We start from the raw sequence: 25388 nt of genomic DNA, 5'->3' as shown, positions 1-25388 counted from the left end.
GCGGCTCGTTCGACGACGTCAGTGACCATGCGGGAGGCCGCCTCAGAGGGCCGGACTGGCCGGCCGGCAGGCTCGGGTGAGTATAGCGGAGGGCAGGCCGCGCACTCGCGATTCGGCCTGATTGTGCATCGTCACCGCACGTCCTCGCGCGGCGTCGCGACACCCGTCAGACGCCCCCGATCCGTCGCCAAGGTCAGGCCCGAGGCGGCCACGGTCGCGTCGGCGCGCATGCGACCGGTCAGCGGCGCGGCGGCTCGCTGAATGACGGTCGCCAACAAGTAGCCGCCGAACACGATGATGGGCAGGTACATCGGCAGCACCAGCCGGTTGTCGTAGTCGTACGGCACGAAGATGACCATCGTGGCGAAGTGGATCAGCACGAAGGCGTGCAGCAACAGCGCCCTTGGCGAGCGGGCACGCGCCAGGAGGATGATCGCCAGCAGATACAGCAGGTTGAACAGGATCAGCTCCGGCCAGACGGTGATGGTGCTCTCCTCGACGGCCGCGCCGTACCCGAGGGTGTAGGCCGCCAGCAGCACGCAGGCCCAGGCGTAGCCGGCCGGATCTTGCAGCAGGAATTCGACCGTCTCACGGGTCGGGGCGTCGCCGATGAACGGCGCGAACCAGCGCTCCTGCGCCACCCCCAGGCGGACGCCGTTGGACGGACGGTGCAGTTTCTGGAGGTTGACGCCGCCGCTCGACGCCAGCAGCGACGGCTGTCCGGCCACCAGTTGATTGCGGATCGGGACCAGCCCGATCGCCAGCGCCATCGCGAAGGCCAGGACAGCCAGTTGCCGCGCCACGACGGCCCGCGCCAGGCCTGTCCGTCGCAGCCCCCACCAGAGGATCGCGCCGACAAACGGCACGTAGAGCAGCGTCGGGCCACGCGTCACGATGGCGAGGCCGAGCAGGACGCCGCCGAGGATCAGGTCGCGCGCCCGCCGCTCGTCCAGCAGGCGCACCAGTATCAGCAGCAGCGCCGGCAGGATCGCGAAGTAGATCGCCTCGGAGATCAGCCGGTAGGCCACCCATTCGAGGTGCCACTTCCAGAGCGGCAGGTACAGCACGAAGGTCGCCAGCGCCGCCCACTGCCCGAACAACCGCTTCGCCAGGAAGTAGAGCAGCACACCCGTCAGCGCCGAGCCGAGCACCTGGATCGCCAGCGCGCCGAACTGATCCTCGCCGGTCAGGGCGTGGAAGGCGGCCAGGGCGTACGGGTAGAACGGCTGCGCGTAGAAGGTGCGCCCCTCGCCGAGCGGCTTCCCGAGCGTCATCAACGGCCCGCCGATAAGGATGTCGCGGGCGAACGTCTCGTGGGTCAGCCAGTCCTGGCCGCCGCCAAGCAGCGCCATCTTGTCCACGCGGTCGAGGCGCGGAACCGTCGCCGTCCAGAACACGGCCAGCAGCCACACACCGAGCAGCACGTGCTCAAGGATCGGCCAGCGCGCGGCCGGCAGTCGGACGAAGCGCCGCACGGCCAGCCCGGACAGCAACACTGCACCGACGCCGACCAGCACCAGGAACGCGGCGTCCAGCGCTCTTGAGGCCGTCAGCCATGTGCGATCCGCCTCCCACTGGGCTGGCGTAACGCTGGCGGGAAACCAGTACGGCACGCGGATCGGCTGGCGGCGACCGTCGAGCGACCACTCCAGCTTGAGATCGGGCGAACGGGGCGGTCGGCGGGCATAGGTCAGGCGGACGGGGTGCGAGCCAGCCGCCAGATCGAGCGTCACGACGGCGGTCTGGCGACCATCGGCGTCCACGGCTGCGACTTGCCGGTCACCTATCCGCAAGGCGGCCGGCCCTGACGCTGTCAGCCAAAGCTGGTAACTGCCGCCGGCCGGCACGTACAGGAAACCGTCCCAGCGGGCCGAGAACGGCAGGTTCTTCCGCCGCTCAGCCTCGGAGCCGTAGAAGTTGAAGCGCTGCACGTCGTTGAGGAAGAAGGTCGGGAACTCGTCGCCGCCGAAGTCGATCTCGCGCTCGCGGCGGGTCCACGGCTCGCCGAGGAAGTCGGTCGAGCGCTCGAAGTCGCCCTGGAAGCGGCTGTTGTCGAAGTACCAGCCGGGCAGTCCCGAGGGGAGCGCCTGCCAGCCGACGACGCCCCTGGCAGCGGTGAGGATCAGGATGGAGGCTGCAAAGATGAAGGGTAACCTCACGCCCGAGGAGGCCCTCACCCCCCAGCCCCCTCCGTTGCGCGGCGCGAACATCGGCTGCGCCGACGTCTCTGTGCGCGGGAGAGGGGGAGAGACCTGCCGGGGCCAGAGCACCCAGGCTGCCACGCCACCCACCACGGCGACTGCCAGGCTGAGCGGTCGCCAGGGCAATCCGTTCAGCCAGCTTTCCGGGTGGCCGTCCACCAGCAGGTACGCCAGCGCCGCGGCCACCACGAGCAGCCTCGCGCGTCCAGGGCTGATGACCATCAGGTGCCGGCTCACTCGGGCGTGACCTCCAGCGGCAGATCGACCCAGACCCCGCCGGCGGTGGTCAGGATGCGCTGGTTGGCGACGGGGTCGATCGTCGAGACGGCCAGCCGGACCTTTCCCTTCGGTAGCTCACGCGGCAGACGGACCTTCCAGCCGTCCTCGATGAACTCGTCGGTCGTCCAGCCGGAGGTCGGACGCTTGCCGCCGGCCGGCTCGCTCTCCCACTGCGAGAGGATGCGGCCGGACTCGTCCAGCAGGGCCAGCGCGAGTACCTGATCGCGTAGACTCGGTTGCGCGGCCCGCCAGACGAGCGTCAGATCGAGGTTGTCGCCGGGCCGCACGCGCCGAGCCTTCAGATCGTAGCCGAGCAGTTGCGCGCCGCCCACGAACGCCGCGTCCACCCGCATGCGCAGCTCTGGCTCCTTCAATTCGCGGTCGGCAGCCTGCACCGTGATATGTCCAAGGCCGATAGGTCCCGTGGCCGCCTGTCCCGGTACCACGAGCGCCGCGGCCAGCTCGAACGCGCCCGCGCCGAGCGATGCCGGCAGGGTGAGATCCCAGGTGTCACGCACGATCTCGCCGCGCTTCCAGTCGGTTGTCGGGTAGGCGCCATCGACCGGGACGCTGCGCCACTCCGTGAGGACCGCTCCGCCCGGCTGCCGCAGCACGAGGCTGACCTCGCGTGGCTCGGGGCGGGGGCTGGTACTCTCCCAGAACAGGCTCAGCCGCAGACGCTCGCCGGCCCGGGCGGCGTCTCGGTCGAAGTCCACCCCGACCAGCCGTGCGCCGTCCGCCTGCGCGTCGAGGCGCCGATCCAGTGGCAGGACATCTGGCGAGAGTGGCATGGAGCGGCTGACCAGCCGGACGGTTGCGCCGCGCGCCTGTGGCAGGCCGGCGCTGCCCCACGGGCCATCTTCGACCGTCCTGGCCTGTCCTGACGCCACCGTGAAGCCGCCGTCCAGGCGGTACTCGCCCGGCGGCAGCGTCGGATCGACCTCCAGGCGCGCCACGCCGACGGCCCGCTCGCCGGGCCGCCAGGCGGCGCTCGGGTAGACGGCCGTCTCGGCCTGCCCCCAGCGACGGCCCTGGCTGTCCACCAGCCGCACGAACGGCCGGGCGCGGTTGCGTGGCCGACTGACAGCCTCCCAGTAGATCAGCACATCCATGGTACGGCCCGGCTCGATGGAGGCCGGACCATCCAGGCCCAGCAGCTTCGCGTTCTCGGTCTGCCCCTCGCCGAACGACGCGCCGAGCGTCTGGCGCGGCGCAGCGCACTCCCCGACGCCGGCTCCGGCGAGGTAGAGGTTGAGGGCAGCGCCCGTCACCGCGTCGCGCTCCCGCCCGAGCAGCGCCCCGTCACCCAGGCAGCGCACGGCGAAGTCAGCGGCAGCGCGGTCCGGGGCGACGTACAACGCGTCCTGGCCCTGAGGCGGCAGCACGAAGCCACGCGCGCCGTCGAACCAGCGGAGCGTCGGGTAGGCGAGGCCGGTCAGGTAGGCCACGTCCGTCGAGCGGCTGTCGTCGCCCACGAAGTAGACGGCGTCCGCCCGCATCAGGAGCTCCGGCCGACTCGCCTGCCGGGTGGCGATGGCCACGTCGCCGTTCAGGCCGTAGAACGCCTCGCGGGCCGCGTCGTGGCCGCGCCACTCACCAGCCCCCAGGCTGGCCGAGCCACCCACAACTGCTACCAGCACCAGGGACGCACGTGCCGCCGGCGGCAATGGCGCGCCGGACGGCAGGCGAACCCCGAGCGGACGCATCAGGCGCCCAAGGCGCTCGGCGACCGTCCAGATGCCGACGGCAGCGATGGGGACCATCGCCACGTACATCGGCAGGATCAGTCGGAAGCCGTACTGGTGCGAGAAGAAGACGGTCATCTGGGCGAGATGGCTCCAGATGAAGGCGTGGACGAACCACGTCGGCAGCGCTCGCGCGCGCGGCAGCAGCAGCGTCACCAGCAGGTAGCCGACCCACAGCCCAAAGAGGCCGGGATGGATCTGCCACGAGCCGCTCACCGCGCCGACCACGCCAACAGCGTAGAGGAACATCGGGACCAGCGTGCCGACGTACCCGACGGGGTCCTGGCGGATGAACTCGACCACCTCGCGGGTGGTGCGGTCCAGGCCCAGCCGCTCGTAGAGCGGGTCTTTGTCCACCCGCGAGAGGTCGACCTTCGCGGACGGGCGATGCGCCTCCCAGAGGTTCGCCCCGGCGCTGCTGGTGATCGGCACGAAGCGGCCCGAGACGACGTAGTTGCGGGTGGTGGCGAGGCCGAGCGTCAGGATGACCACGGCGACGAACACGGCGAGCAGGCCGGCCGTCCTTCGCCAGCCCAGCGGACAGAGTGAGCCGCCGTACGCCAGCCAGCGCGGCCCGACGCGGCTCAGGTCGAAGCGCCGCCACGCCAGCAGCAGTACCAGCACGGCCGGGGGCAGGATCGCCAGCGGCGTGGTGCGGGCCAGCCCGCCCAGGCCCAGCACGAAGCCGGCTCCGACAGCCGCTCGCCACCGCCCGGACCGGGCAAGCCGGACCAGGAGCAGCAGAAAGATTGGCAGGATCGGGAAGATCAGGTTCTCGGAGAGCAACAGGCCAGCCGTCGGCTCGAAGACGGTCTGGCGGTACGCCTCGAACAGCAGCAGCGCGACGACCGCCGCGCCCCGCCCGAACAGCTCACGAGTGAGGGCAAACAGCCCGAGGCCGGCGCAGACGCCGAGCACGGCGTTCATGAACAGCGGCGCGAACAGGCTCTCGCCCAGGATCAGGTGGGAGAAGGCCACCCAGTAGATGTAGAGCGGCTGGTAGTAGAACGGCAGCCCCTGCCCGAGCGGCCGGGCCTCGGTCAGCAATGGGCCATTGGTGAGGAGATCGCGAGCGAAGCCTTCATAGGCGAGCCAGTCGTTGCCGCCGGACAACAACACCGCCCGACCGTACAGGTGCAGATGCCCGAGAAGCTCCCAGCCGCCGGCCAGCACGAGGTAGGCGGCGAGCAGGAGCCGCGCGGGGAAGACCTCACGCCCCGGGCCAGAGGCGAATCTCGCCCCCCAACCCGCTCTGGGCGTCGGAGAAGGTGAGACGAGTCCGCGGACCCGCAGGTGCGCGAGGAACCCCAGGGCGACCAGGCCGACGAGTGCAGCGTCGAGCAGCGTGCCAACCTGCCGCAGCCACGTATCCCGAGCGACCGCCTCCGCCGATGTGCCCATCGTGACGAGCGCCGACGGCGTGTCGAGCGCCAGCCACGGCATCATCTCGTCGGGGCGGCTGTAGCTGACCACAATCGGGTAGAGGCCGGGCGGGACGTCGAACGTCAGGCTCGCCTCGCGCACGCGGCCGGATTCCGCAATCGAGGCTGGCGGGCCGTTGTCGATCTGAACGGACGCCAGACCGTTGGACTGGAGCGTCAGCGTCTGCGGCCCACCGGCCGAAACGACGATCTGCCCGGTCCAGGACACGGTGAACGGGAGCAGGTCGCGCTTCGGATCGGCCGGCGTGTAGTAGTTGAAGCGCCGAACGTCGTTGAAGAAGTGGACCGGGAACTCGTCGCCGTGGAGCGCCAGCACGCGATCCACGCGGACCGTCCCTGGCTTGCCGTCGGTCAGATACTCGCCGGTCAGGCCGTAGGTCGGCGCGAGCCAGAAGGTCGCCAGCTTCAGCGCAGCCAGCAGCGCCAGCGCACCGGACCAGAGGCCCGCCCGTGTGGGCACGCCCGGCAACGCTACCATCCACCCCGCGACGAGCAGCACGAGGCAGAGGCTCGGCACGCTCAGCGGCAGACCGCTCAAGTGTGCAAGCGGGTGTCCGGGCATCGCGAGCGCGAGCAGGACAGCGCCAAACAGCAACGGACGGGCCTGGGGCATCAGGACGACGAACTCACCTCGTTGCCCGAGGGCGGCCAGCTCAGGGCGCGCGCATGGGCTGGAGCCGGAAGACACCGAAGTATACGGCACACCCTCGTCCACACCCGCACACCCTCATCCACACCCGCATGCCTGCTTCCACATCCGCGTGGCCACTCCTGATGCTTCTCTGCTGTAATTCCACGCGGAGGATGTTATGCGCTGTCTCGTCACCGGGGCCGCCGGGTTCGTCGGCTCACATCTCGCGGAGCGGCTGCTGCGCGAGGGCCACGAGGTTGTCGGGGTGGACATGTTCCACGCCTACTACCCGCGCGCCCGGAAGGAGCGGCACCTGGCCGCCCTGCTCGAACATCCACAGTTCACCCTGCACGAGATCGACCTTCGCACGGCTGACCTGGACCCGGTGGTGGCGGGCTGCGAGGTGGTGTACCACGAGGCGGCGATGCCGGGCCTGGTCCGTAGCTGGGACTGGTTCGAGGAGTATGTGTCCTGCAACGTGCTGGCCACGCAGCGGCTGTTGGAGGCCGCGCGCAAGGCGGGTCCGCGCTCGTTCGTCCAGGTCTCCACGTCGTCGGTGTACGGCCGCAGCTCGAGCTGCGCCGAGGACGCCCCCCCGCGGCCGATCTCTCCGTACGGCGCCACCAAGCTGTGCGCCGAGAACCTCGCCTTCGCCTACCACACCGAGATGGGCCTGCCGGTGGTGGCGGTGCGCTACTTCTCGGTCTACGGGCCGCGCCAGCGCCCGGACATGGGCTATACGATCTTTGTCGAGAAGGTGCTGCGCGGCGAGAAGATCACCATCTTCGGCGACGGCGAGCAGACGCGCGGCAACACCTACGTCGAGGATGCTGTGGACGCCACCATCCGGGCCGGGCTGGAAGGCCGCCCCGGCGAGGCGTACAACGTCGGGGGCGGCGAGGCGCGCTCGGCCAACTGGATCGTCGAGACCATCCAGCGGCTGGCCGAGAAGCGCGTCGAGGTTGTCCACGGGCCAGCCCGCCCCGGCGAACAGCGAGATGCCCTGGCGGTGACCGACAAGGCCCGATCCGAGCTTGGATGGTCGCCGAAGACCCCGCTGGAGGACGGGCTGCTGGCGCAGATCCGCTGGCAGCAGGCAGAGTTAGCTCGGCAGTAGGCAACCGCTGCCAGCCGGATGTGCGATAAACCCGGCCGGTGCAAAATCGATCTACCTGCTGGCCACGGACCGGCCAGACTGCACGCACAGGAGCTGCTCGGTGAAGATCACGAACGTCACCGCCTATCACCTGCCGGGTACCCGCTACCCGTGGGTTTTCCTCCGCGTGGACACCGACGAGGGGCTGTACGGCTGGGGGCAGGCCTCCAGCGGTCCGCACAGCGCCGTCGTCGCGGCGGCGGCCAGCCGGCTGGCCCCGATCCTGATCGGCGAAGACCCGACCCGCATCGAGTTCATCTGGCACAAGCTGTACGCCAGCTTCAACTCGCTCGGCTCGCTCGGGTTCGTCTCAGCGTTGATCTCCGGCATCGACATCGCACTGTGGGACATCCGGGGCAAGCAGCTTGGACAGCCGATCTACGAATTGCTGGGCGGCAAGTTCCACGAGAAGCTGGTGCTGTACAGCAATGGCTGGTTCGACGGCTGTGAGACGCCCGAGCAGTACGCGAAGGCGGCCCGCGCGACGGTGGACGAGGGCCATACGGCCATCAAGCTCGATCCGTTCAAGCGCGGCGCAGCCTACCTCGCCGGGTACGCCGCGAACTACCCGTCACACGAGGACTACGCGGCCGTCGAGATCATCGATGCGATCCGCACCGAGATCGGCAACAACGTCGAGATCTTCATCGACGCACACGGTCGGTTCAACATGCCAACGGCCGTCCGCCTCGCCAACCACCTGCGGCCCTACCGCATCGGCTGGTTTGAGGAGCCGGTCCCACCCGAGAACTGGGACGCTCTGCGCCAGTTCCGCGATCAGACGGACGTGCCGATCTGCGTCGGCGAGCGGCTGTACACGCGCTGGCAGTTCCGGCCAGTCCTCGAGCAGAAGCTGACGGACTACATCATGCCGGACATCATCCGGACGGGCGGCATCTCGGAGATGAAGAAGATCGCCACGCTGGCCGAGACCTTCTTCGTGCCGATCTCCCCGCACGACGCGACCGGCCCGATCACGCTGATCGCCGGCGCCCAGACGATGATGTCCACGTCGAGCTTCTTCCGGCTGGAGATCGCCTACTCGGAGCTGCGGAAGTACCAGCAGATCATGGATCCGCCGTTCGACGTCCACGACGGCTACTTCCACGTGTCGGACGCGCCGGGCCTCGGGCACGAGCCGCGCGCGGACTACCTGGAGCAGGGCATCCCGTACTGACCGGAACTCCGCACCTCGCACGTGCAGGGCCGGACCACCCAGAACCATGTCATTCTGAGAACCATGTCATTCTGAGCGAAGCGAAGAACCTCACCCGCGGACCGTCAACGGCGGCCCCAGCGGGTGAGGTTCTTCGCTTCGCTCGCAAGCTCGCTGCCGCTCAGAATGACAGGCAAAGATGCCTTCGACCGTCCCGCTCATCAGCACTCCCCGATCGGCATGCTCCACGCGTTGAGTGTACGGCGACGATGGTCAGCGACAGCACCGATCCACCGTCTCTGGGAACGGTCCCCCAGAACCCGAAACCGAACACCCGGCACCTCTCGCTCAGTGCTCGATGCCGATGAGCTGCAGCTCCTTCGCGAAGTGGCAGGCCGCCTGGTGTCCAGGCTCGACCTCGACCAGCGGCGGCTTCTCGGCGCGGCAGATCTCCTGCGCGAAGCGGCAGCGCGGGTTGAACGTGCAGCCGGCCGGCGGGTTGGCGGGGTTCGGCACGTCGCCCTGGAGGATGATCCGCTTGCTCTGCTTCTCGGGGTCCGTCTTCGGGATGGCCGAGAGCAGCGCCTCCGTGTATGGGTGCTTCGGCGCGGCGTACAGCTGCTGGGCCGGCGCCATCTCGACGATGCCGCCGAGGTACATCACCGCCACTCGGTCGGAGATGTGCTCCACCACTGAGAGATCGTGCGAGACGAACAGGTACGCCAACCCCAGCTCGGTCTGGAGATCCTTGAGCAGGTTCAGCACCTGGGCCTGAATCGACACATCCAGGGCCGAGACCGGCTCGTCCGCCACGATCAGCTTGGGCTGGAGCGCCAGCGCCCGGGCCACGCCGATCCGCTGCCGCTGGCCGCCGCTGAAGGCGTGCGGGAAGCGGTTCATGTGCTGGACCCGCAGGCCGACCATCTCCAGCAGCTCGCGCACTCGGGTCTTGATCTGGTCGCCGTCGCGCATGCCGTGGATGACCAGCGGCTCGGCGATGATCTCCAGCACCGTCATTCTCGGGTTCAATGAGGAGAACGGATCCTGAAAAATCACCTGCATGTCACGGCGGATCGGCTTCAGCTCCTTGCGCGACATCGGCGTCAGATCCTGCATCCGCCCTTCGTGACGGAACCAGATCTCGCCGGCCGTCGGCTTCGAGGCGCGCAGGATCATCCGGCCGGTGGTCGTCTTGCCGCAGCCGGACTCGCCGACCAGCCCGAGCGTCTCGCCCTCGTCGATCTGGAAGCTGACGCCATCCACGGCCTTGACGTAGCCAACCGTCCGCCGCAGCAAGCCGCGCTGGATCGGGAAGTACTTCTTGATATCGCGGACATCCAGCAGCAGTTCGCCGGACGTCTTCGCCGCCCCCGGCGACGGCTGAGGGGCGGGCGCGGTCTCGTGCAGGGTCACGCGGTCACCCCCAGGATGTGGCTCGTGCTCGGCTCATACAGGGTACAGCGTACCCAGTGGCCCGGCTCGATCTCCACCAGCGGCACCTCGTCCTGGCAGCTCTCGCGCTTGGGCGCGGGGCAGCGCGGGTAGAAGCTGCACCCGCTCGGCAGGTTGTACGGATCGGGGACGCTGCCGGGGATCGAGGCCAGCCGCGCCTTGACGTCCTTGCCGACCTTCGGCAGGCTCCGCAACAGCCCGATGGTGTAGGGGTGCAGCGGATCCTTGAAAATGGTCCGCGAGGCCGCCATCTCCACGACCTTGCCCATGTACATCACGGCCACGCGGTCGGCCATCTCGGCGATCACCCCCAGGTTGTGGGTGATCATCAGGATCGCCATGCCGTAGTCGCCCTGCAGCTTCTTGAGCAGCTCCAGAATCTGCGCCTGGATCGTGACATCGAGCGCCGTGGTCGGCTCGTCGGCGATCAGGAGGCGCGGGTTGCACGACAACGCCATCGCGATCATGCAGCGCTGACGCAACCCGCCCGACAACTGGTGCGGGAACTCGTGAAAGCGCTGCTCGGCGTTGCCGATGCCGACCTGCTTCAGCGATTCGACGGTGCGAAGGTAGGCGTCATGCTTGTTGGCGCCACGGTGCAGCACGATCGCTTCGGCGATCTGGCTCCCGACCGTGTGGACCGGCGACAACGAGGTCATCGGCTCCTGAAAGATCATCGCGATCTCGTTGCCACGGATCGAGCGGATCTGGCTGCCGCGCGGATCAATGTTGGTGAGATCGACCACCTCGCCAGTACGGCGGGTAAAGCGAATCTCCCCGCCGACGATCCGGCTGACCTTCGGCAGCAGGCGCAGGACGGTGTGCGCCGTCACGCTCTTGCCGCAGCCGGACTCGCCCACCAGCCCGACCGTCTCGCCGGGCTTGATGTCGATGGTCACGCCGTCAACCGCTTTGACGATGCCGTCGCGAGTGTAGAAATGCGTCTTCAGGTTATCGATCTGGAGCAGCGAGCCCGTCGCGGACTGGTGCGCTGCCTGAACTGCCAGTGGTGTCGTCATCAGGGCTGCACCTACACCGCCGTGTACGGGTCGGTCGCGTCGCGCAGACCGTCGCCGAGGAAGTTGAACGCCAGCACCGCCGTCGCGATGAAGATGACGGGCATCAGCAGCCAGGGGAAGTGGGCGAGCGTCTGGATGTTCTGGGCCTCCTGCAGGAGGGTGCCCCAGCTGACCAGCGGCGGCCGAATCCCGATGCCCAGGAACGTCAGGGCCGTCTCGGCCAGGATCATGTTCGGCACCTGGAGCGTGGCGATCACGACGATGTGGCTGGTGGCCGACGGGATCAGGTGCTTGAAGATGATGCGCCAGTCGCTGCCGCCCGCCAGTTGCGCCGCGAGGACGTACTCCTCCTCGCGCAGGGCCAGCACCTTGCCGCGCAGCTGCCGTGCAAGCCACGTCCAGCTGATCAGCGACAGCACCACGCTGATGGCGAAGTAGACCTGGAGCGGTGGCCAGTGCGGCGGGAAGGCGGCGGCAAGGGCCATCCAGAGGGGGATCGACGGGAACGAGCGGATGATCTCGATGGTCCGCTGCATCAGGTCGTCGATCCAGCCGCCGTAGTAGCCGCTGGCCACGCCCATGACCGACCCGATGAAGAGGCTGAGGGTCACGCCGACGAGGCCAATCGACAGGGAGATCTGGCTGCCGACGATCAGCCGCGACAACTGATCCCGCCCCTGCCGGTCGGTCCCGAGCAGGAAGACGCCCCACTCCTTATCCTCGATGCCGAACAGGTGAGTCTCCATCGGGATCAAGCCGAACAGGTTGTACTCGGTGCCCTTGACGAAGAACTTGATGGGAATCTTTGTGTACGGGTCTGGGACGTAGGTGCGCCGCAGCGTCTCGCGGTCGATGGTCCGCGTGACGCCGAGGACGTGCGGGTAGAACCGGCCGTCGTCCACGAGGTAGATCGGCTGGGGCGGCACGTAGATGCCGGCGTCGAAGCGAAGATCGGCATCGTACGGGGCCAGGAAGTTGGCGAAGAGCGCCATGAGGTACATCGCCAGGATGATCCCGCCGCCGACCATCGCCGCGCGATTGCGGAGGAAGCGCAGCCAGACCAGCTGAAGCTGCGTTCGGGCGTAGCGCTTCTCGTCGGCGGCGCTGACGACCTCCTGCTCGACGGTGCGGTCAGCAGAATCCTCGGGATAGGACCAGTCGCCGCGCTGTATCACGCTGCTCATTCGTACCGAATCCTTGGATCGACCCAGGCAAGGGCGAGGTCTGCCAGCAGGTTGCCAACCATCAACAGGGCCGCGAGCATCAGCAGGATGGTGCCGGCGAGGTACACGTCCTGGTTGCGGAGCGAGGTCAGGAACATCGGGCCAATGGTGGGCAGCGAGAGCACGATGCCCAGTAGCGTCGCGCCGTTGATCAGGTTCGGCAGCTCCATGCCCATGACGCTGACGAGCGGATTGATCGCGACGCGGACAGCGTACTTGTTGATGACGATCTTCTCGGCCAGCCCCTTGGCACGTGCCGTGGTGATGTACTGCTGACCGAGGATCTCCAGCAGGTTGCCGCGCATGATCCGGATGAGCTGCGCGGTGCCGGCCGCGCCGACGATGATGGTCGGCCAGAGCAGGTGATTGACGATGTCGAGGATCTTCGCGCCGGTCCAGGGAGCCGTCTCATATTCTGGAGACATCAGCCCGCTGACCGAAGCATTGAACCAGAATGCTGCGATGAACATGTACACGAGGCCGAGCATGAACGCGGGAATGCTCAGGCCCAGGAACCCGATCAGCGAGAGCAGGACGTCGCCCCAGCTGTACTGGTGCGTGGCCGAATAGATGCCGATGGGAATGGCGACGACCCAGGTAAAGGCCAGCGCCAGCAGCGAGAACAGCAGCGTGAAGCTCAAGCGGCTTGAGATCAGCTCCGACACGGGCGTCTTCCACTCGACCGAGTAGCCGAAGTCGCCGCGCGGGAACCCGGCGATCCAGGTCGCATACTGAACCCACATCGGCTTGTCGAGGCCGTACTGCTGCCGCAGCGCTTCAACGGCGCGGTCGTCGATGGCGCCGCCGGCCTCCGCCGCCTGCAACGACAGCGTGGTCATGAAGTCGCCGGGCGGCAACTGAATGATGATGAACGTCAGGACCGACACCACGAACAGGGTGGGGACCATCCCGATGAGCCGGCGAATCAAGTAGGTCAACATGAAGCATCGGTCCCGAACGAAGGGTCGCGGATCATGGATCGTAGGTCATGGGATACGGGGACGATTCCTCGTGGACGGCGGTGTTACGACGATGCCCGGGGTCTTTTCGCTCAAGCGCCATTCGCAGTGCCTTGAGTTGACGAGCCACCGAGTGCAGGCTTTGAAACAACGCCACGGCATCGCGCTGCGGTAGATACTCGAAACCGAGCGCAAGCTCCAGTTGCGTCTCCAATTCGGCGAGTGAGCCTTGAGCTATCGACAGGTGATGGAGGTACTCGCGGAGGTGCTCCCGAGCGTGACCTTCAGCGATGTTCGACGGCACCGACACCGCAGCCCGTCTGATCTGACCCGTCATCCCGTAGACCTCCTCACGCGGGAAGGCCCGCGTGAGGAGATAGACTGTCCGGGCGAGATCCATGGCGGCGTGCCAGACACGAAGCTCACGAAACCCTCCACCGGAGGCTCGCTCCCACTGCTGCTCTGTCACGCCACTCCCACGACCTTCGACCCTCGACCTACGACCCTCGACTCCGCCTATTTCTTGAAGAAGAACTGGGCCGGGTCGAGGTTGCCCGGGCTCATGAAGATCCAGTCGGTGACGGCCTCCTCGGGCACGTTCCGGAAGTTGTTCTTGACGACGGCGATGGACGGCACCGCGCCGACCGTCCCGATCACCCAGACGTTGTCCGCGCCCAGCTTCACGATCTGCTTGCCGATCTCGACCTGCTTGGCCGGATCGACCGTCGAGCGGAACTGGTTGAACAACTCGTGCGCCTTCGCCACGTCGCCCTCGGGCTTCTCGCCCTTCGTGCCGCCCGACGCGAAGTAGACGCCCCAGGCCGGAGCCATCCACGAGCGCTGGTCGTATGGGAAGACATAGACCGGATCGACGAACGGCTCCAGGCCCCGGTCGGTGCCCCAGGTGCCGATCTGCAGCTCGCCGTTGTTGCCGCGTGGCACAAACGTCTCGCGCGGGGTGCTCTTGAGCGCCATCTTGAGGCCGACGGCTTCCCAGTCCTTGCGGACCAGCTCCATCGCGTCGAACTCGGGACCGCTCGTCTGGTACGTCTCGATGGTCAGCTCGAGCGGCTTGCCGCTGGGAAGGGTTCGGAAGCCGTCCGCGCCCTTCTTCAGGCCGACCTCGTCCAGCAATGCGTTCGACTTGTCCTTGTCGTAGGTCGCGTGCAGCGTCTCGGTCGCGGGGTCGTAGAACGGCGACGCCGGGATCAGGATCGCGTTGCGCTCCTTGCCCAGGCCGAAGTACGCCACCTCGTTGATGCGCTTGCGGTTGACCGCGTACGAGAGGCCCTGCCGGAACTTCGCGTTCTGGAAGAGCGGCTTCAGGTCGGCGTCGGCAATCGTCTGGTTGACGAAGAACGCGATCTTGGAGCCGCTGGCATCCGGCCACTGGAACACCCGGTAGCCGTTCTTCTGCTTGTTCTCCTGGAGCAGCGAGAACTTGGAGATCTGAATGCCCCGGAACTGCATGTCGATCTCGCCGTTGATCGCCTTGAGGTTGATCGCCTCGTCGTTCTCCACGAGGTCGACGCGCAGCTCGTCGATGTACGGCAGCTGGTTGCCCTGGGTGTCCACCTTCCAGTAGTACGGGTTGCGGGTCGCCAGCAGGAAGCGGTCACCCGCCTTCCAGGACGTGACCCGCCAGGACGTCATCCCAGGGCGCTCGGTGTTGTAGTCGTCGGCCTTCTCGTTGAACGCCTTGTAGTCCGTCACCGCCTTGTTGTGCTTGGGGTGGAACTGGGTCAGGTAGTGCTTCGGCGCGTAGAACCCGAACCGCTCGAAGTTGAGCGGCCACTGGTTGCCGTGGAACGCCAGCATCCGCAGGGCCAGGCCGTTCGGACCGTCGAACTTGAGCCGGATCACCTCAGCGGAGACCTTCTCCAGCTGCATCGGCTTGCCGTTGACCACCCACTCGGGCGGCGGCGACGGGCTGAGGTTGGCGTCCAGCGCGATGTCTTCCCACCAGAAGATGATGTCGTCGGTGGTGAACGGCTGGCCGTCCGACCATTTCAGGCCCTTACGCAGCGTCAGGGTCAGCTGCTTGCCGTCCGGGGAGAACTCCCACTTCTCGGCGAGGCCGGGGCCGATCGGATCCTTCGGGTTGCGCGGCCAGCGCAGCATCGACTCGTAGACGTTCCGCTGGTAGGCGTGGAAGTCTGCCACACCCTTGAACGCCAGCCGCCAGGTGCCGCCGTACGCGCCCACCTCTTCGACCGGGGTCACGACCAGCGGATTCTCGGGCATGCGCTGCTCGACGGGCGGCAGCTTGCCGGCCTTGACCTGCTCCTCGAGCGCCGGTGCCTGCTTGAACGAGGTCGGCTTGGCCGGGGCCGGGGCAGCGGCCGCCGGCTTCGACTCGGCCGGCTTGGCGGCTTCGGCGGGCTTCGCAGCCTCGGCCGGCTTGGCCGGGGCAGCGGCGGTTGTCGGCGCGGCAGCGGCCGGCTTGCTCTCGGCCGGCTTGGCGTCCGCCGGCTTGGTCTCGGCCGGCTTGGTGGCTGGCGGGCTCGGGCTGCAGGCGACGGCCAGCGGCACGGCAGCCAGCGAGAACATGCCGATACGCAACAGGCGCCGCCGGCTCAGGCGAAGCACACGCGTCGTCGTCGCGGACGATGCTGAGTTGAGGCTGTCCATCCTGTGAGGACCTCCACTCCGAGGTTGGAGTTACGAACGGTGAGTATGCGGCATCAAAGGTCTACGGCGGGTGACGGTCAGGCAGGCCGACACGGGGGTGCGACGGTCAGACGAAGCTCGCGCGGACGATCCCTCCTCTGTACTCGGGCGTCACCTGGGCCGTCGAGCCTCGCACCAGGAGGCGCGGCGCCAGCCGCCAGTGAACGGGGCCTTCCGGCCCGCCGCCTTGCATCCGTGCCATGAGCAGGTCTACCACCTGCCGAGCCTGCTCGTGGCGGTCGAAGCCAACGGTCGTCAGGCCGCTGCGAACCGCGCCGGATAGCTCGATATCGTCCATGCCGACCAGGGAGATCTCTTCGGGCACCCGGACGCCGAGGCGCTCCAGCCCCAGCCAGAGGCCGATCGCCAACACGTCGCCGATGGCTACGACGGCCGTCGCGCCGGAGTCACGCACGCGCTCGGCCATCGCGTCAGCCGCCGCCATCGTCGCCTGTTCGACGCCCAGGATCAGACAGGGGTCCACTTCCAGCTCGAACTGGCGCAGGACGTGGAGGTGGGCCTCGACACGGGTCTCCATCGCGCTCAGGTTGGCTGTACTGTCGAAGATGGCGATGCGCCGATGCCCCAGTCGAATCAGGTGCTCCATCGCGATCTCGACGCCGAGGGGCCGGTCAGGGAAGACGGCGTCCACGTTCGGATCGGCCACGAAGCCAGCCAGCGTCAGCACCTTGATGCCGGCCCGCCGCAGCTTGTCAAAATCGCCGGGGGCGGCATGGGCCATCGCGATGGCCACGCCCTCCGCTCGCAGCCGACGCATCTGCTCCAGCGCCGCCAGCTCGCGCTCGCGCTCGGTGCCGATGCTCATCAGCACAAGGCTCAAGCCGCGGTCGCGGAGGTACGTCTCCATGGCCAGGGCGAGTTCGGTCCAGCGCGGGTTGGCAAGGTGGCGCACGCCCAGCACGACGAGGCCGGTGCCGCGCCCCCCGAGCGCCCGAGCGGGCTGGCTGGGCACGTAGTCCAGCTCGCGAATGGCCATCTCGATGCGCGCGCGCGCATCCGCGCCAACGTAGCCGCTCTCGTTGATGAAGCGCGAAACGGTGGCCAGCGAGACGCGCGCATGCTGAGCAACATCGTAGATGGTGCGGCGAGAGGAAGGCGCGGCAGCATCGCCAGCGGACACAGAGGCCACTCCCGAATGGTGCCTGGTATGAAAGCGCTTCCATACCACACAAGGCGATTCTACTCCTGCCTTCTGGGGCTGTCAAGAGCTTTCCCAGACAGCGCGCAACGACTCCGACAGGCAGTATTGACACGACCATCCATCGCGGGTACGCTCCCGCCGGACCTGCCTGCGTGCTGACGACCGGTCCTTGCCCGCTGGCGGTCACTCACTGAACTGGAGGGGGTCGCTCCGTCGCTGATGCTGCGTCGTTCGGGCGCCGGCTATCGGCCAGTCTCGACGCCGCCCTCGCCGAACACCGGAATCTCACGCGCGCCCGCTCGGCTCGTCGCCCTCGCCCTGGGCAGCCGCGCCGCCGGACCCTGCGGCGGCAGCGGCGGCGTCCACCCGAAGACCGTCCAGGGCGACGCCTGCCACTGCGCCAGCTCGGCCTCGTCGATGCGCTCCCGATCGCTGTCGCCCAACCACGCCAGGGCCTCGTCCACCGCACGGTCCACCGAGAGCGCTGCACCAGCCTCGAAGGCCGCCGTCGCAGCAGCCTCGCCTAGCCGGGCACGCACCGCTGCCATCTCGACGTTGGTAGCAGACAGGGCTGGCGGCGCCCGCACCGCGCCCACCGCCTGGGCTGCTGACCGGGCCGCGCCGTCGAAGCGCAGCGCCAGTTCGGCGTCGCCGCGCGCCGCCGCCAGTGACCCCACCGCCGAGAGCGAGAACGCCAGCCGACGCACGTTCCCAACTTCGCGCGCCAACCGCAGCCCCTCCGAGAGCGACCGTCGCGCCTCCTCCAGGCTGCCGTGCCGGACCGCCAGCTGGCCCATCAGGTTGAGCGTCATGCTCAGCACGTGCCGATCCCCGAACCGCCGCGCCACCGGCAGGCACTCCTGGAACCGACGCCGTGCCTGCTCGATGTCACCAGCGTACTGCTGTACCAGCCCCTGGTAGACCAGCGCGTCGGCCAGCACCCGCTGGTCCCCGATGACCCGCGCGATCGTCGCGCCCTCGCCCGCCAGCGACATCGCGCGGATGAAATCGCTCTCCATGAAGCAGATGTAGCCCAACCGCGTCAGCGCCGTGGCCTTCCAGGCAGGATCGGCCAGCCGCTGGAACAGACGCAGACTCTCCTCATAGTGCGCGCGGGCCTGGACGGTATCCCCGCGCAGGACGTGCAGCCAGCCCAGGCTGTGCAGGACATCGGCCACCATGCGGGTCTCACCCAACAGGCGGGCGGTCGCCAGACTCTCCTCGTACAGCCGCTCGGTCGTGTCGTAGTCGGACAGCTCGCGGGCGAGGCTGGCCGCGCCGAACAGTGCCCGTCCACGCGCCGACGCCGGACCGACCGCGCCCGCCAGCCTTACGACAGTCTCCACCCGCCGGCGGGCATCGGCAGCGCTGCTCCGCACGGCCCAATAGCGCCAGAGCGCCGCCCCGAGCCGCAGCCCCAGCTCAATCCGTTGCGGATCTTCGAGCGCACCAGCGCACCACTCGAACGCTGCTTCCAGGTTCGGGGCCTCGCCATCCAGCCGTTCGATCCACTCCAACTGCGTCGCGTCGAGCGCAAGGTGCGGCGCAGCCACCTCGGCCAGGTCCAGATAGTGCTGCACATGCCGTCGCCGTATCTCGTCACGCTCGCCGCTGGCCTCCAGGTGCTCGGCTGCCAGCTCGCGGATGGTGCCGAGCATCGTGAAGCGAGCTTCGCCGTCCGGCAGCTCCTCGCGCAGCACGAGGCTCTTGTCCACCAGCGAGGAGAGGGCGTCAATCGTCGCGAGCGGGTCGTCCTCGAAGCCGCAGACGATCTCGGCCGCTTCGAGCGTCCAGCCGTCCGCGAAGACGCTGGCCCGCCGGAAGACCGTCCGATCCCGCTCGTCGAGCAGGTCGTGGCTCCAGGAAATCGCGGCGCGCAGCGTCTGCTGGCGGGCTGGCAGGTCGCGCGGGCCACCCGTGAGCACGGCCAGCCGCCGGTCCAGGCGCGCCAGCAGTGCAGCCGGCGTCAGGAACCGAATCCGCGCCGCCGCCAGCTCGATGGCCAGCGGCAAGCCGTCCAGCCGCCGGCAGATCTCGGCGATCACGGGGGCATCGTCGTCCGTCGGGTGAAAGTCGCGCTTCGCCTCGGTGGCCCGCGCGACGAAGAGGCGCGGCGCGGCGAGGTCGAAGATCCGCGGCGCCGCCGAGGCCACGCTCATGCTGGCAGGGGGCAGCTCCAGCGGCGGCACCAGCAGCTCACGCTCGCCCGTCAGGTGGAGCGGCTCGCGGCTGGTCACCAGCACGCTAAGGCGCGGGCAGGCCGCCAGCACATCGGCGACGAGCGTCGCGGCGTCGAGCAGATGCTCCATATTGTCGAGGATCAACAACTGCTCGCGGCCAGCCAGCACGTCGATCAGCCGCTCGGCCGCCGGGCGTGGCCCCATCTCGCGCACCCCGAGCGCCTGCGCCACGGTGATCCCCACCAGGGACGGATCGGTCACCGTCGCCAGCGGGACGAAGCAGATGCCGTCGTCGTAGCGGTCGTGCAACCGCTCGGCCAGGGCCACAGCCAGCCGCGTCTTGCCGCTGCCACCTGGACCCGTGAGCGTCAGCAGCCGCATCGCGGGATCGGCCAGCAGGCTCAGGCAGGCGTCCAGCTCGCGCTCGCGGCCGATCATCGAGCGGTGCTGGCCGGGCAGGTGAAACGGCACTTCGACAGTTCGCAGGCGCGGGAAGCTGGTTGGCTGGCCAGCCACGTCAAGCTGGTACACCCGTTCGGCGAAGCTGAAGTCCTTGAAGCGGTAGGAGCCAAGCTCGGACACCGTCAGACGGGGCGACAACGTCGCGGAGACGAGGTCGGCGGTGGTGCTGGAGATCAGGATCTGCCCGCCGTGCCCGGCCGAACAGATGCGCGCGGCCCGATGCACGTCCAGGCCGGCGTAGCCGTGCGGCGTCACCATCGGCTCGCCGGTGTGCATGCCGATACGCACTCGCACATCCACGCCGTTCGGCCACGGGTAGGCGGCCAGCTCAGTCTGGATGGCGGCGGCGGCGGCAACGGCCTCGCTGGCACGGACGAACACGGCGAAACAGGCGTCGCCCTGGGTGTCGAGCAACTGACCGCCGCCGTTGGCGATAGCCTCGGTGAGGATCCGACGGTGCGCCTCCAGCACAACGGAGTAGGCCGCGCCCAGCCTCAGCAACAGTCGGGTCGAACCCTCGATGTCGCTGAACAGTAGGGTGACGGTTCCCGCTGGCAAGCCCGTCATGTGTGCTCCCCTCCCACACGCTCGGTCCGCCGCCGACGATGCTCCCAGAGTGGCGGCTGGTAACGATGCGGCATTATGCCCCGCTCCCTTGCCGAAACGCGCCGTTTTGTCGGCATTTCACGGCAAGGTGTCTGATGCTTGACATTCGACACGTTCGGCACTGAGCGGCCACGGCTGCGAGTGGCGTTTACGGCCGGCACGCCCCGTGCAACGGTCGTCGCCCGGCGGCAGCGGGCCCGGGAAAGTGAAACCCTGCCGGCGCCCAGCCGTTGCAAGGGAGAGGCCGATCGGGCATGCCGGCCGTGGTGACCAGCCATTTGACTGTTCGACATCCTGCTTCCACCCCCCACCCTGAGACGCCCGGCGGATCGTCCCTGACGAGCATGCCGGGCGTCGCCGTTCATTCGACCGACCCGCGGGAGCGCCTCCCCCGCTCCCCACTCCAGGTGATCCCGCCTCGCTGGACCCGCGCCGAGCTGACCCTGGTCGGCCTTGTCGTGCTGGCGGCCCTGGCCTTGCGCCTGCCATATCTCTGGCAGGTTCCCCGCTTCACGGACGAGCTACAGGAGATCCTGTGGGCGCTCGCGATCTATCGCGGCGAGATCCTGCCGCTGACCGCCGTCGACTCCTACTACGGGCCACTCTGGAGCTACCTGCTGGCCGGCGCGTTCTTCCTCGAACGGCTCGGGGCGGACGTGGAACTGATGCCCAGGCTGATGGCGACCCTGCTGGCCGTGGCCGGCGTCGGCGTGACCTACGCCCTGGCACGGGAGATCGCGAGCAGGCGGGTGGCCCTGGTCGCCGCTGCGCTGATGGCGACCTCCGGCGGCCACATCATCATCAACAGCCACACGGCCCGCTCGAACTCGGTCACGCCGCTGATCACCACCCTGCTGGTCTGGTCGCTGATGCGCGCCGTGCGCGATGGCAACGGGCGCTGGCTGGTGGCGGCGGGCGCGTTGTTCGGGGTGGCGCTCCAGACGCACCTCTCGGTCATCACGTTCGTGCCGGGACTGGCGCTCGGGCTGTTGGCGTTGCGGCCCCGCCTGGTGCTGAGCTGGTGGACGCCGGCCGGCGTCCTGGCGTTCGTGGCCGCCTACGCCAACATGCTGATCTTCAACCTCCAGACCGGGTTCTGGTCGTTGGTGCATGCGCGGGCGCTCCAGCAGGGGTACACCAGCGGCCGGTCCACCGACCTGAGCGCCTACCTGACGAACGTCGATGCGCTGGTTGAGTCGCTCTCGCGGCTGGTGAGCGGCACGATTGACGAGGCCGGCAATCCGGCCGCGCCGCTCTACCTGCTGATCGGCGTCGTCGGAGTGGTGCTCCTGGCACGGCGTGGGGCCTGGCTGCCGCTGCTGTTCTGCCTCTCGGGCGCGCTGGTGCTGCCGTACTTCAACCCCAGGTACGGCCCGATCCTCTCCGGGCGGTACCTCATCCCGCTGCTGCCATTCCTGTACATCGGCGTGGCCCTGTGCACCGAGGCCGTCGCCGAGCGACTGCCACGCCTGAGCGCAGCGCAGCGCATGCTGGCGTCGCGGGTGGTAGCGGCGGCGCTGGTACTGTTTCCGCTGGCGCCGCTGGTGCTCTACTACCGCGAGGTGCTGGGCGACGACCGGACCAACGAGCCGCTCTACCATTTGAACCAACTCCTGGAGGCTGAGTACCAGCCGGGCGACCTCGTGCTGGTGGACGAGTCGCTGGCTCAGGAGCCGCTGACGGCCGGCGGCACGGATCTCAAGGCGATCCGCATGCTGCTGGAGGCGGACGGCATTCCGTATCAGGTGGCGAAACTGGCCGGCGCCAACCCCGATCGGCTCCCGCTGGGCGAGCGGCGCATTCTGACGGTGATGGCGGCCAAGAAGGTGGACACCATCGAGAAGCATGCCGACGTGGTCGCGCTCGGCCCGGAGGTGGAATCGGCGTCCGGCAGCGGGCGTGAGTACGGCGTCTACCGCATCGAGCCGGAAGAGGCCCGGCGGCCGGCCTTCGCTGGCGTCCCCGAACCCGGGCCGTAGCAGCGCGCGCTCAGAGTGGGCGCATCCCGGCCCCACCGCCTGAAGAGGTACACCGTCTGACGGAGTACACTCCGTCAGACTCGCACTGGTAGAGGAAGCACACGCATGGCCGCAGCCACCCCCACCACCCTCCGGATCGCCGTCATCCCCGGCGACGGCATCGGGCAGGAGGTCGTCCCGGAAGGGATTCGCGTTCTGGATCGCCTTGCTGAGCGCTCGGGCGGTCGGATCTCGTTCGAGTACGAATCGTTCCCCTGGGGCTGTCAGTATTACCAGGAGACCGGGCGGATGATCGACGAGGCCGCCCTGGAGTCCCTCAAGACGTTCGACGCCATCTATTTTGGGGCGGTGGGCTGGCCGGGCGTGCCCGACCACATCAGCCTGTGGGGCTTGCGGCTGGCGATCTGCCAGGGTTTCGACCAGTACGTGAACATTCGGCCAGTCCAGCTGCTGCCCGGCGTCGAGAGTCCGCTCCGCGCCGCGACCCGTGACAACATGGACTGGATCGTCGTCCGCGAGAACAGCGAGGGCGAGTACGCCGGCATCGGCGGCCGCAACCTCTCCGGGCGCGGGCGCGGCAAGGAGGTCGCCATTCAGGCCGGCCTCTTCACCGAGGAGGGCTGCGAGCGCGTCATCCGCTACGCCTTCGAACTGGCCCTGACCCGCAAGCGCAAGAAGGTCACCAGCGTCACCAAGTCGAACGCCCAGCAGTACGGCATGGTGCTCTGGGACGAGGTGTTCCGGCGCGTCAGCCAGGAGTACCCCGGCGTCGAGACCGAGCAGTGGCTGGTGGATGCGATGGCGGCGCGCTTCGTGCTGCGGCCGGACACACTGGAGGTGGTGGTCGCCTCGAACCTGTTCGCCGACATCCTGTCGGACCTGGGGAGCGCCCTGGCCGGCAGCCTGGGGATCGCGGCGAGCGCGAATCTCAACCCCGAGCGCCGCTTCCCGAGCATGTTCGAGCCGGTCCACGGCTCCGCGCCGGACATCGCCGGCAAGGGGATCGCGAACCCGATTGCCGCCGTCTGGAGCGCCGCCCTGATGCTCGAGCACCTCGGGCTGCCGCTGGAAGCGAGCGCGATCATGGCGGCCATCGAATCGGTGACGGCGGCCGGCATGCTGACGCCGGACCTGGGCGGAACGTGCACCACCCGCGAGGTCGGCGATGCGATCCTCGCGGCACTGGGCGAAGCCCCGCGGCAGGCGCAGCCGGTTCCTGCCAGCTAGCGAGCGGAGTCGGGCCGCCGGCCGATCTGCCCCCGGGCGAGCGGCGGCCCCATCGTCACACACCACGAGGCCATGCGGGTGACCGGTCAGGCGAGCATCGACGCGCACCCGTTCCTGCCAGACGGCGGGCGCGGCCGGGTGCTCCATTCCGACAACCTGGACGTGCTGGCGGGCCTGCCCGACCGGTTGATTGACCTCGTGTACGTCGATCCGCCCTTCAATACGGGCCGAGCACAGGTGCTGACGCGCCTGAAGACCGCCCGCGACGACGACGGCGACCGAACGGGCTTCCAGGGACAGCGGTATCGGACGGTAGCGCTGGGGCGGGCCAGCTACGTGGACATCCACGACGACTACCTCGCGTTCATCGAGCCCCGCCTGGCCGAGATCCATCGTGTGCTCAAGCCGTCAGGAACGCTCTACTTCCACATCGACTACCGCGAGGCCCACTACTGCAAGCTCTTGCTCGACCTGATCTTCGGGCGCGCCTGCTTCCTGAACGAGATCATCTGGGCCTACGACTTCGGCGGACGGCCGCGCCGCCGCTGGCCCGCCAAGCATGACACCATCCTGGTGTACGTCAAGGACGTCGACCGCTACTACTTCGACGCCGAGGCCGTCGAGCGGATCCCCTACATGGCTCCGGGGCTGGTCGGCGCCGAGAAGGCAGCGCGCGGCAAGCTCCCGACCGACACGTGGTGGCACACCATCGTGCCGACCGCTGGCAAGGAGCGGACAGGATATCCAAGCCAGAAGCCGCTGGGCATCCTGCGGCGCATCGTCCAGGCGTCCTCGCCGCCCGGGGGCCTCGTGGCCGACTTCTTCGCCGGCAGCGGCACGACCGGCGCGGCCTGCCTGGAGCTTGGGCGTCAGTTCCTGCTGGTGGACAACAACCCCGCGGCCATCGCCACCATGCGTACGCGCTTCCTGGGTCACGACGGCATCAGATTCGACGTGGTCGGCTCGCCGGAGGCCGCGCCGGTGCCGGATGATGCTGATCACGCCACGCCCGGCTTCCCGCCTCGACCCCTCGGAGCTGCGCCCTCGCCGACCGAGCCAGCACCCCCTGGAGACGGACCCGCATGCCCTACCTGATCGGCTACATCCTGGTGATTGTCCTGGCCAACTGGGCCATCTCCACCTTCGGTCTGGTGCCGGTCGGTTTCGGGCTGCTGGCGCCGGCCGGGGTCTACTTTGCCGGGCTGGCGTTCACCCTGCGAGATCTGGTGCAGGAGCAGCTCGGGCGCAAGTGGACCGTCGGGGCCATCGTCGTCGGGGCGGGCGTCTCGGCCATCCTGTCACCGGGCCTCGCCATCGCCAGCGGCGTCGCGTTCCTCGCCAGCGAGCTCGCAGACTTCGCCGTGTACACGCCGCTCCGCGAACGGAACTGGCTGCTCGCCGTGGCCCTGTCCAACACCGTGGGGCTGGTCGCGGACAGCATTCTGTTCCTGCTGCTGGCATTCGGCAGCCTTGAGTTCCTGGCGGGTCAGGTGGTGGGGAAGGGCTGGATGACGGTGCTCGCCATCGCGCTGCTCTGGACGGTGCGCCGCCGGCTCGCGCCGCGCCCAGCATCGACCGGCTGAATCCGGGTTCGTATCTCTCGCGGCCGGCATGACTCGCGACTGCCAGGAGATTGCGCTTCCGTTGCGGCGGAGTCACTCACGGTCGCTGACAGGGCGATGGCATGTTCATTGGTGTCCCCGAAGCATCATGGAACGGGCGGTCGGGGGTTGAAACCCCCGCCTACAGTCACACCGTCGCTGCGCGACGGAGACCGGGAACAGCCGTCGTCCGGTGAGACTGGAGCGTCGCGCAGCGACTGCAGGATCGTAGGCGGGG

The 25388-nt window shown here is 68.5% G+C and carries 16 protein-coding genes; 6 read left to right on the top strand and 10 right to left on the bottom strand.

Features of this window, described 5'->3' with window-relative positions; translation table 11 throughout:
• Window positions 1–131 precede the first annotated feature (131 nt).
• Entirely contained in the window at window positions 132–2438 is a 2307-nt protein-coding gene (locus tag IT306_08525; protein MCC7368453.1) for a glycosyltransferase family 39 protein, read from the bottom strand.
• Window positions 2435–6280, bottom strand: coding sequence for a glycosyltransferase family 39 protein (locus IT306_08520; GenBank protein MCC7368452.1), 3846 nt, complete (start codon window positions 6278–6280; stop codon window positions 2435–2437). Before IT306_08520 ends, IT306_08525 begins: the two co-directional genes overlap by 4 nt.
• 196 nt (window positions 6281–6476) lie before the next feature.
• Between IT306_08520 and IT306_08515 the strand changes: the two genes are divergently transcribed.
• Both IT306_08515 and IT306_08510 read left to right on the top strand, forming a co-directional pair.
• Window positions 6477–7415 carry a GDP-mannose 4,6-dehydratase gene (locus IT306_08515; GenBank protein ID MCC7368451.1) on the top strand — a complete coding sequence of 313 codons (939 nt, stop codon included), beginning with the start codon at window positions 6477–6479 and terminating at the stop codon, window positions 7413–7415.
• 100 nt (window positions 7416–7515) lie between these two features.
• Complete coding sequence (locus tag IT306_08510; protein ID MCC7368450.1) at window positions 7516–8631, top strand: mandelate racemase/muconate lactonizing enzyme family protein; 1116 nt, start codon at window positions 7516–7518, stop codon at window positions 8629–8631.
• A 327-nt stretch (window positions 8632–8958) separates the two neighbouring features.
• Here the strand turns inward: IT306_08510 and IT306_08505 are convergent, their stop codons facing one another.
• The 8 genes from IT306_08505 to IT306_08470 all read right to left on the bottom strand — a co-directional run bounded on the left by IT306_08505 (window position 8959) and on the right by IT306_08470 (window position 20304).
• Entirely contained in the window at window positions 8959–10017 is a 1059-nt protein-coding gene (locus IT306_08505; GenBank protein MCC7368449.1) for a dipeptide ABC transporter ATP-binding protein, read from the bottom strand.
• Window positions 10018–10019: 2 nt separating this feature from the next.
• Entirely contained in the window at window positions 10020–11081 is a 1062-nt protein-coding gene (locus tag IT306_08500) for an ABC transporter ATP-binding protein (GenBank protein MCC7368448.1), read from the bottom strand.
• A gap of 11 nt (window positions 11082–11092) precedes the next feature.
• The gene (locus IT306_08495; GenBank protein MCC7368447.1) at window positions 11093–12265 is read right to left on the bottom strand and encodes an ABC transporter permease; all 1173 of its coding nucleotides are present in this window, start codon (window positions 12263–12265) and stop codon (window positions 11093–11095) included.
• On the bottom strand, window positions 12262–13245 hold the full coding sequence (locus tag IT306_08490; GenBank protein MCC7368446.1) for an ABC transporter permease: 984 nt from the start codon (window positions 13243–13245) through the stop codon (window positions 12262–12264). Before IT306_08490 ends, IT306_08495 begins: the two co-directional genes overlap by 4 nt.
• Window positions 13246–13276: 31 nt before the next feature.
• Window positions 13277–13663 carry a four helix bundle protein gene (locus tag IT306_08485; protein ID MCC7368445.1) on the bottom strand — a complete coding sequence of 129 codons (387 nt, stop codon included), beginning with the start codon at window positions 13661–13663 and terminating at the stop codon, window positions 13277–13279.
• A 116-nt stretch (window positions 13664–13779) separates the two neighbouring features.
• On the bottom strand, window positions 13780–15894 hold the full coding sequence (locus tag IT306_08480) for an ABC transporter substrate-binding protein (protein MCC7368444.1): 2115 nt from the start codon (window positions 15892–15894) through the stop codon (window positions 13780–13782).
• A 106-nt stretch (window positions 15895–16000) separates the two neighbouring features.
• Entirely contained in the window at window positions 16001–17074 is a 1074-nt protein-coding gene (locus tag IT306_08475; GenBank protein MCC7368443.1) for a LacI family DNA-binding transcriptional regulator, read from the bottom strand.
• A 263-nt stretch (window positions 17075–17337) separates the two neighbouring features.
• The gene (locus tag IT306_08470) at window positions 17338–20304 is read right to left on the bottom strand and encodes a tetratricopeptide repeat protein (GenBank protein MCC7368442.1); all 2967 of its coding nucleotides are present in this window, start codon (window positions 20302–20304) and stop codon (window positions 17338–17340) included.
• Window positions 20305–20687: 383 nt separating this feature from the next.
• Between IT306_08470 and IT306_08465 the strand changes: the two genes are divergently transcribed.
• From IT306_08465 to IT306_08450, 4 genes are all read left to right on the top strand, one after another.
• A complete protein-coding gene (locus IT306_08465; protein MCC7368441.1) occupies window positions 20688–22322 on the top strand; it encodes a glycosyltransferase family 39 protein in 1635 nt (544 codons plus the stop codon).
• A gap of 105 nt (window positions 22323–22427) precedes the next feature.
• Window positions 22428–23549 (top strand): tartrate dehydrogenase, encoded by a 1122-nt coding sequence (locus IT306_08460; GenBank protein ID MCC7368440.1) that lies wholly within the window; start codon window positions 22428–22430, stop codon window positions 23547–23549.
• A 72-nt stretch (window positions 23550–23621) separates the two neighbouring features.
• Window positions 23622–24644, top strand: coding sequence for a site-specific DNA-methyltransferase (locus tag IT306_08455; protein ID MCC7368439.1), 1023 nt, complete (start codon window positions 23622–23624; stop codon window positions 24642–24644).
• Window positions 24632–25132 (top strand): VUT family protein, encoded by a 501-nt coding sequence (locus tag IT306_08450; GenBank protein MCC7368438.1) that lies wholly within the window; start codon window positions 24632–24634, stop codon window positions 25130–25132. Before IT306_08455 ends, IT306_08450 begins: the two co-directional genes overlap by 13 nt.
• Window positions 25133–25388 lie beyond the last annotated feature (256 nt).

Source organism: Chloroflexota bacterium (genome assembly GCA_020850535.1).
Taxonomy (GTDB): domain Bacteria; phylum Chloroflexota; class UBA6077; order UBA6077; family JACCZL01; genus JADZEM01.
The sequence above is the reverse complement of the archived record's forward strand: the minus strand, read 5'-3'. Positions and strand labels throughout refer to the sequence as shown.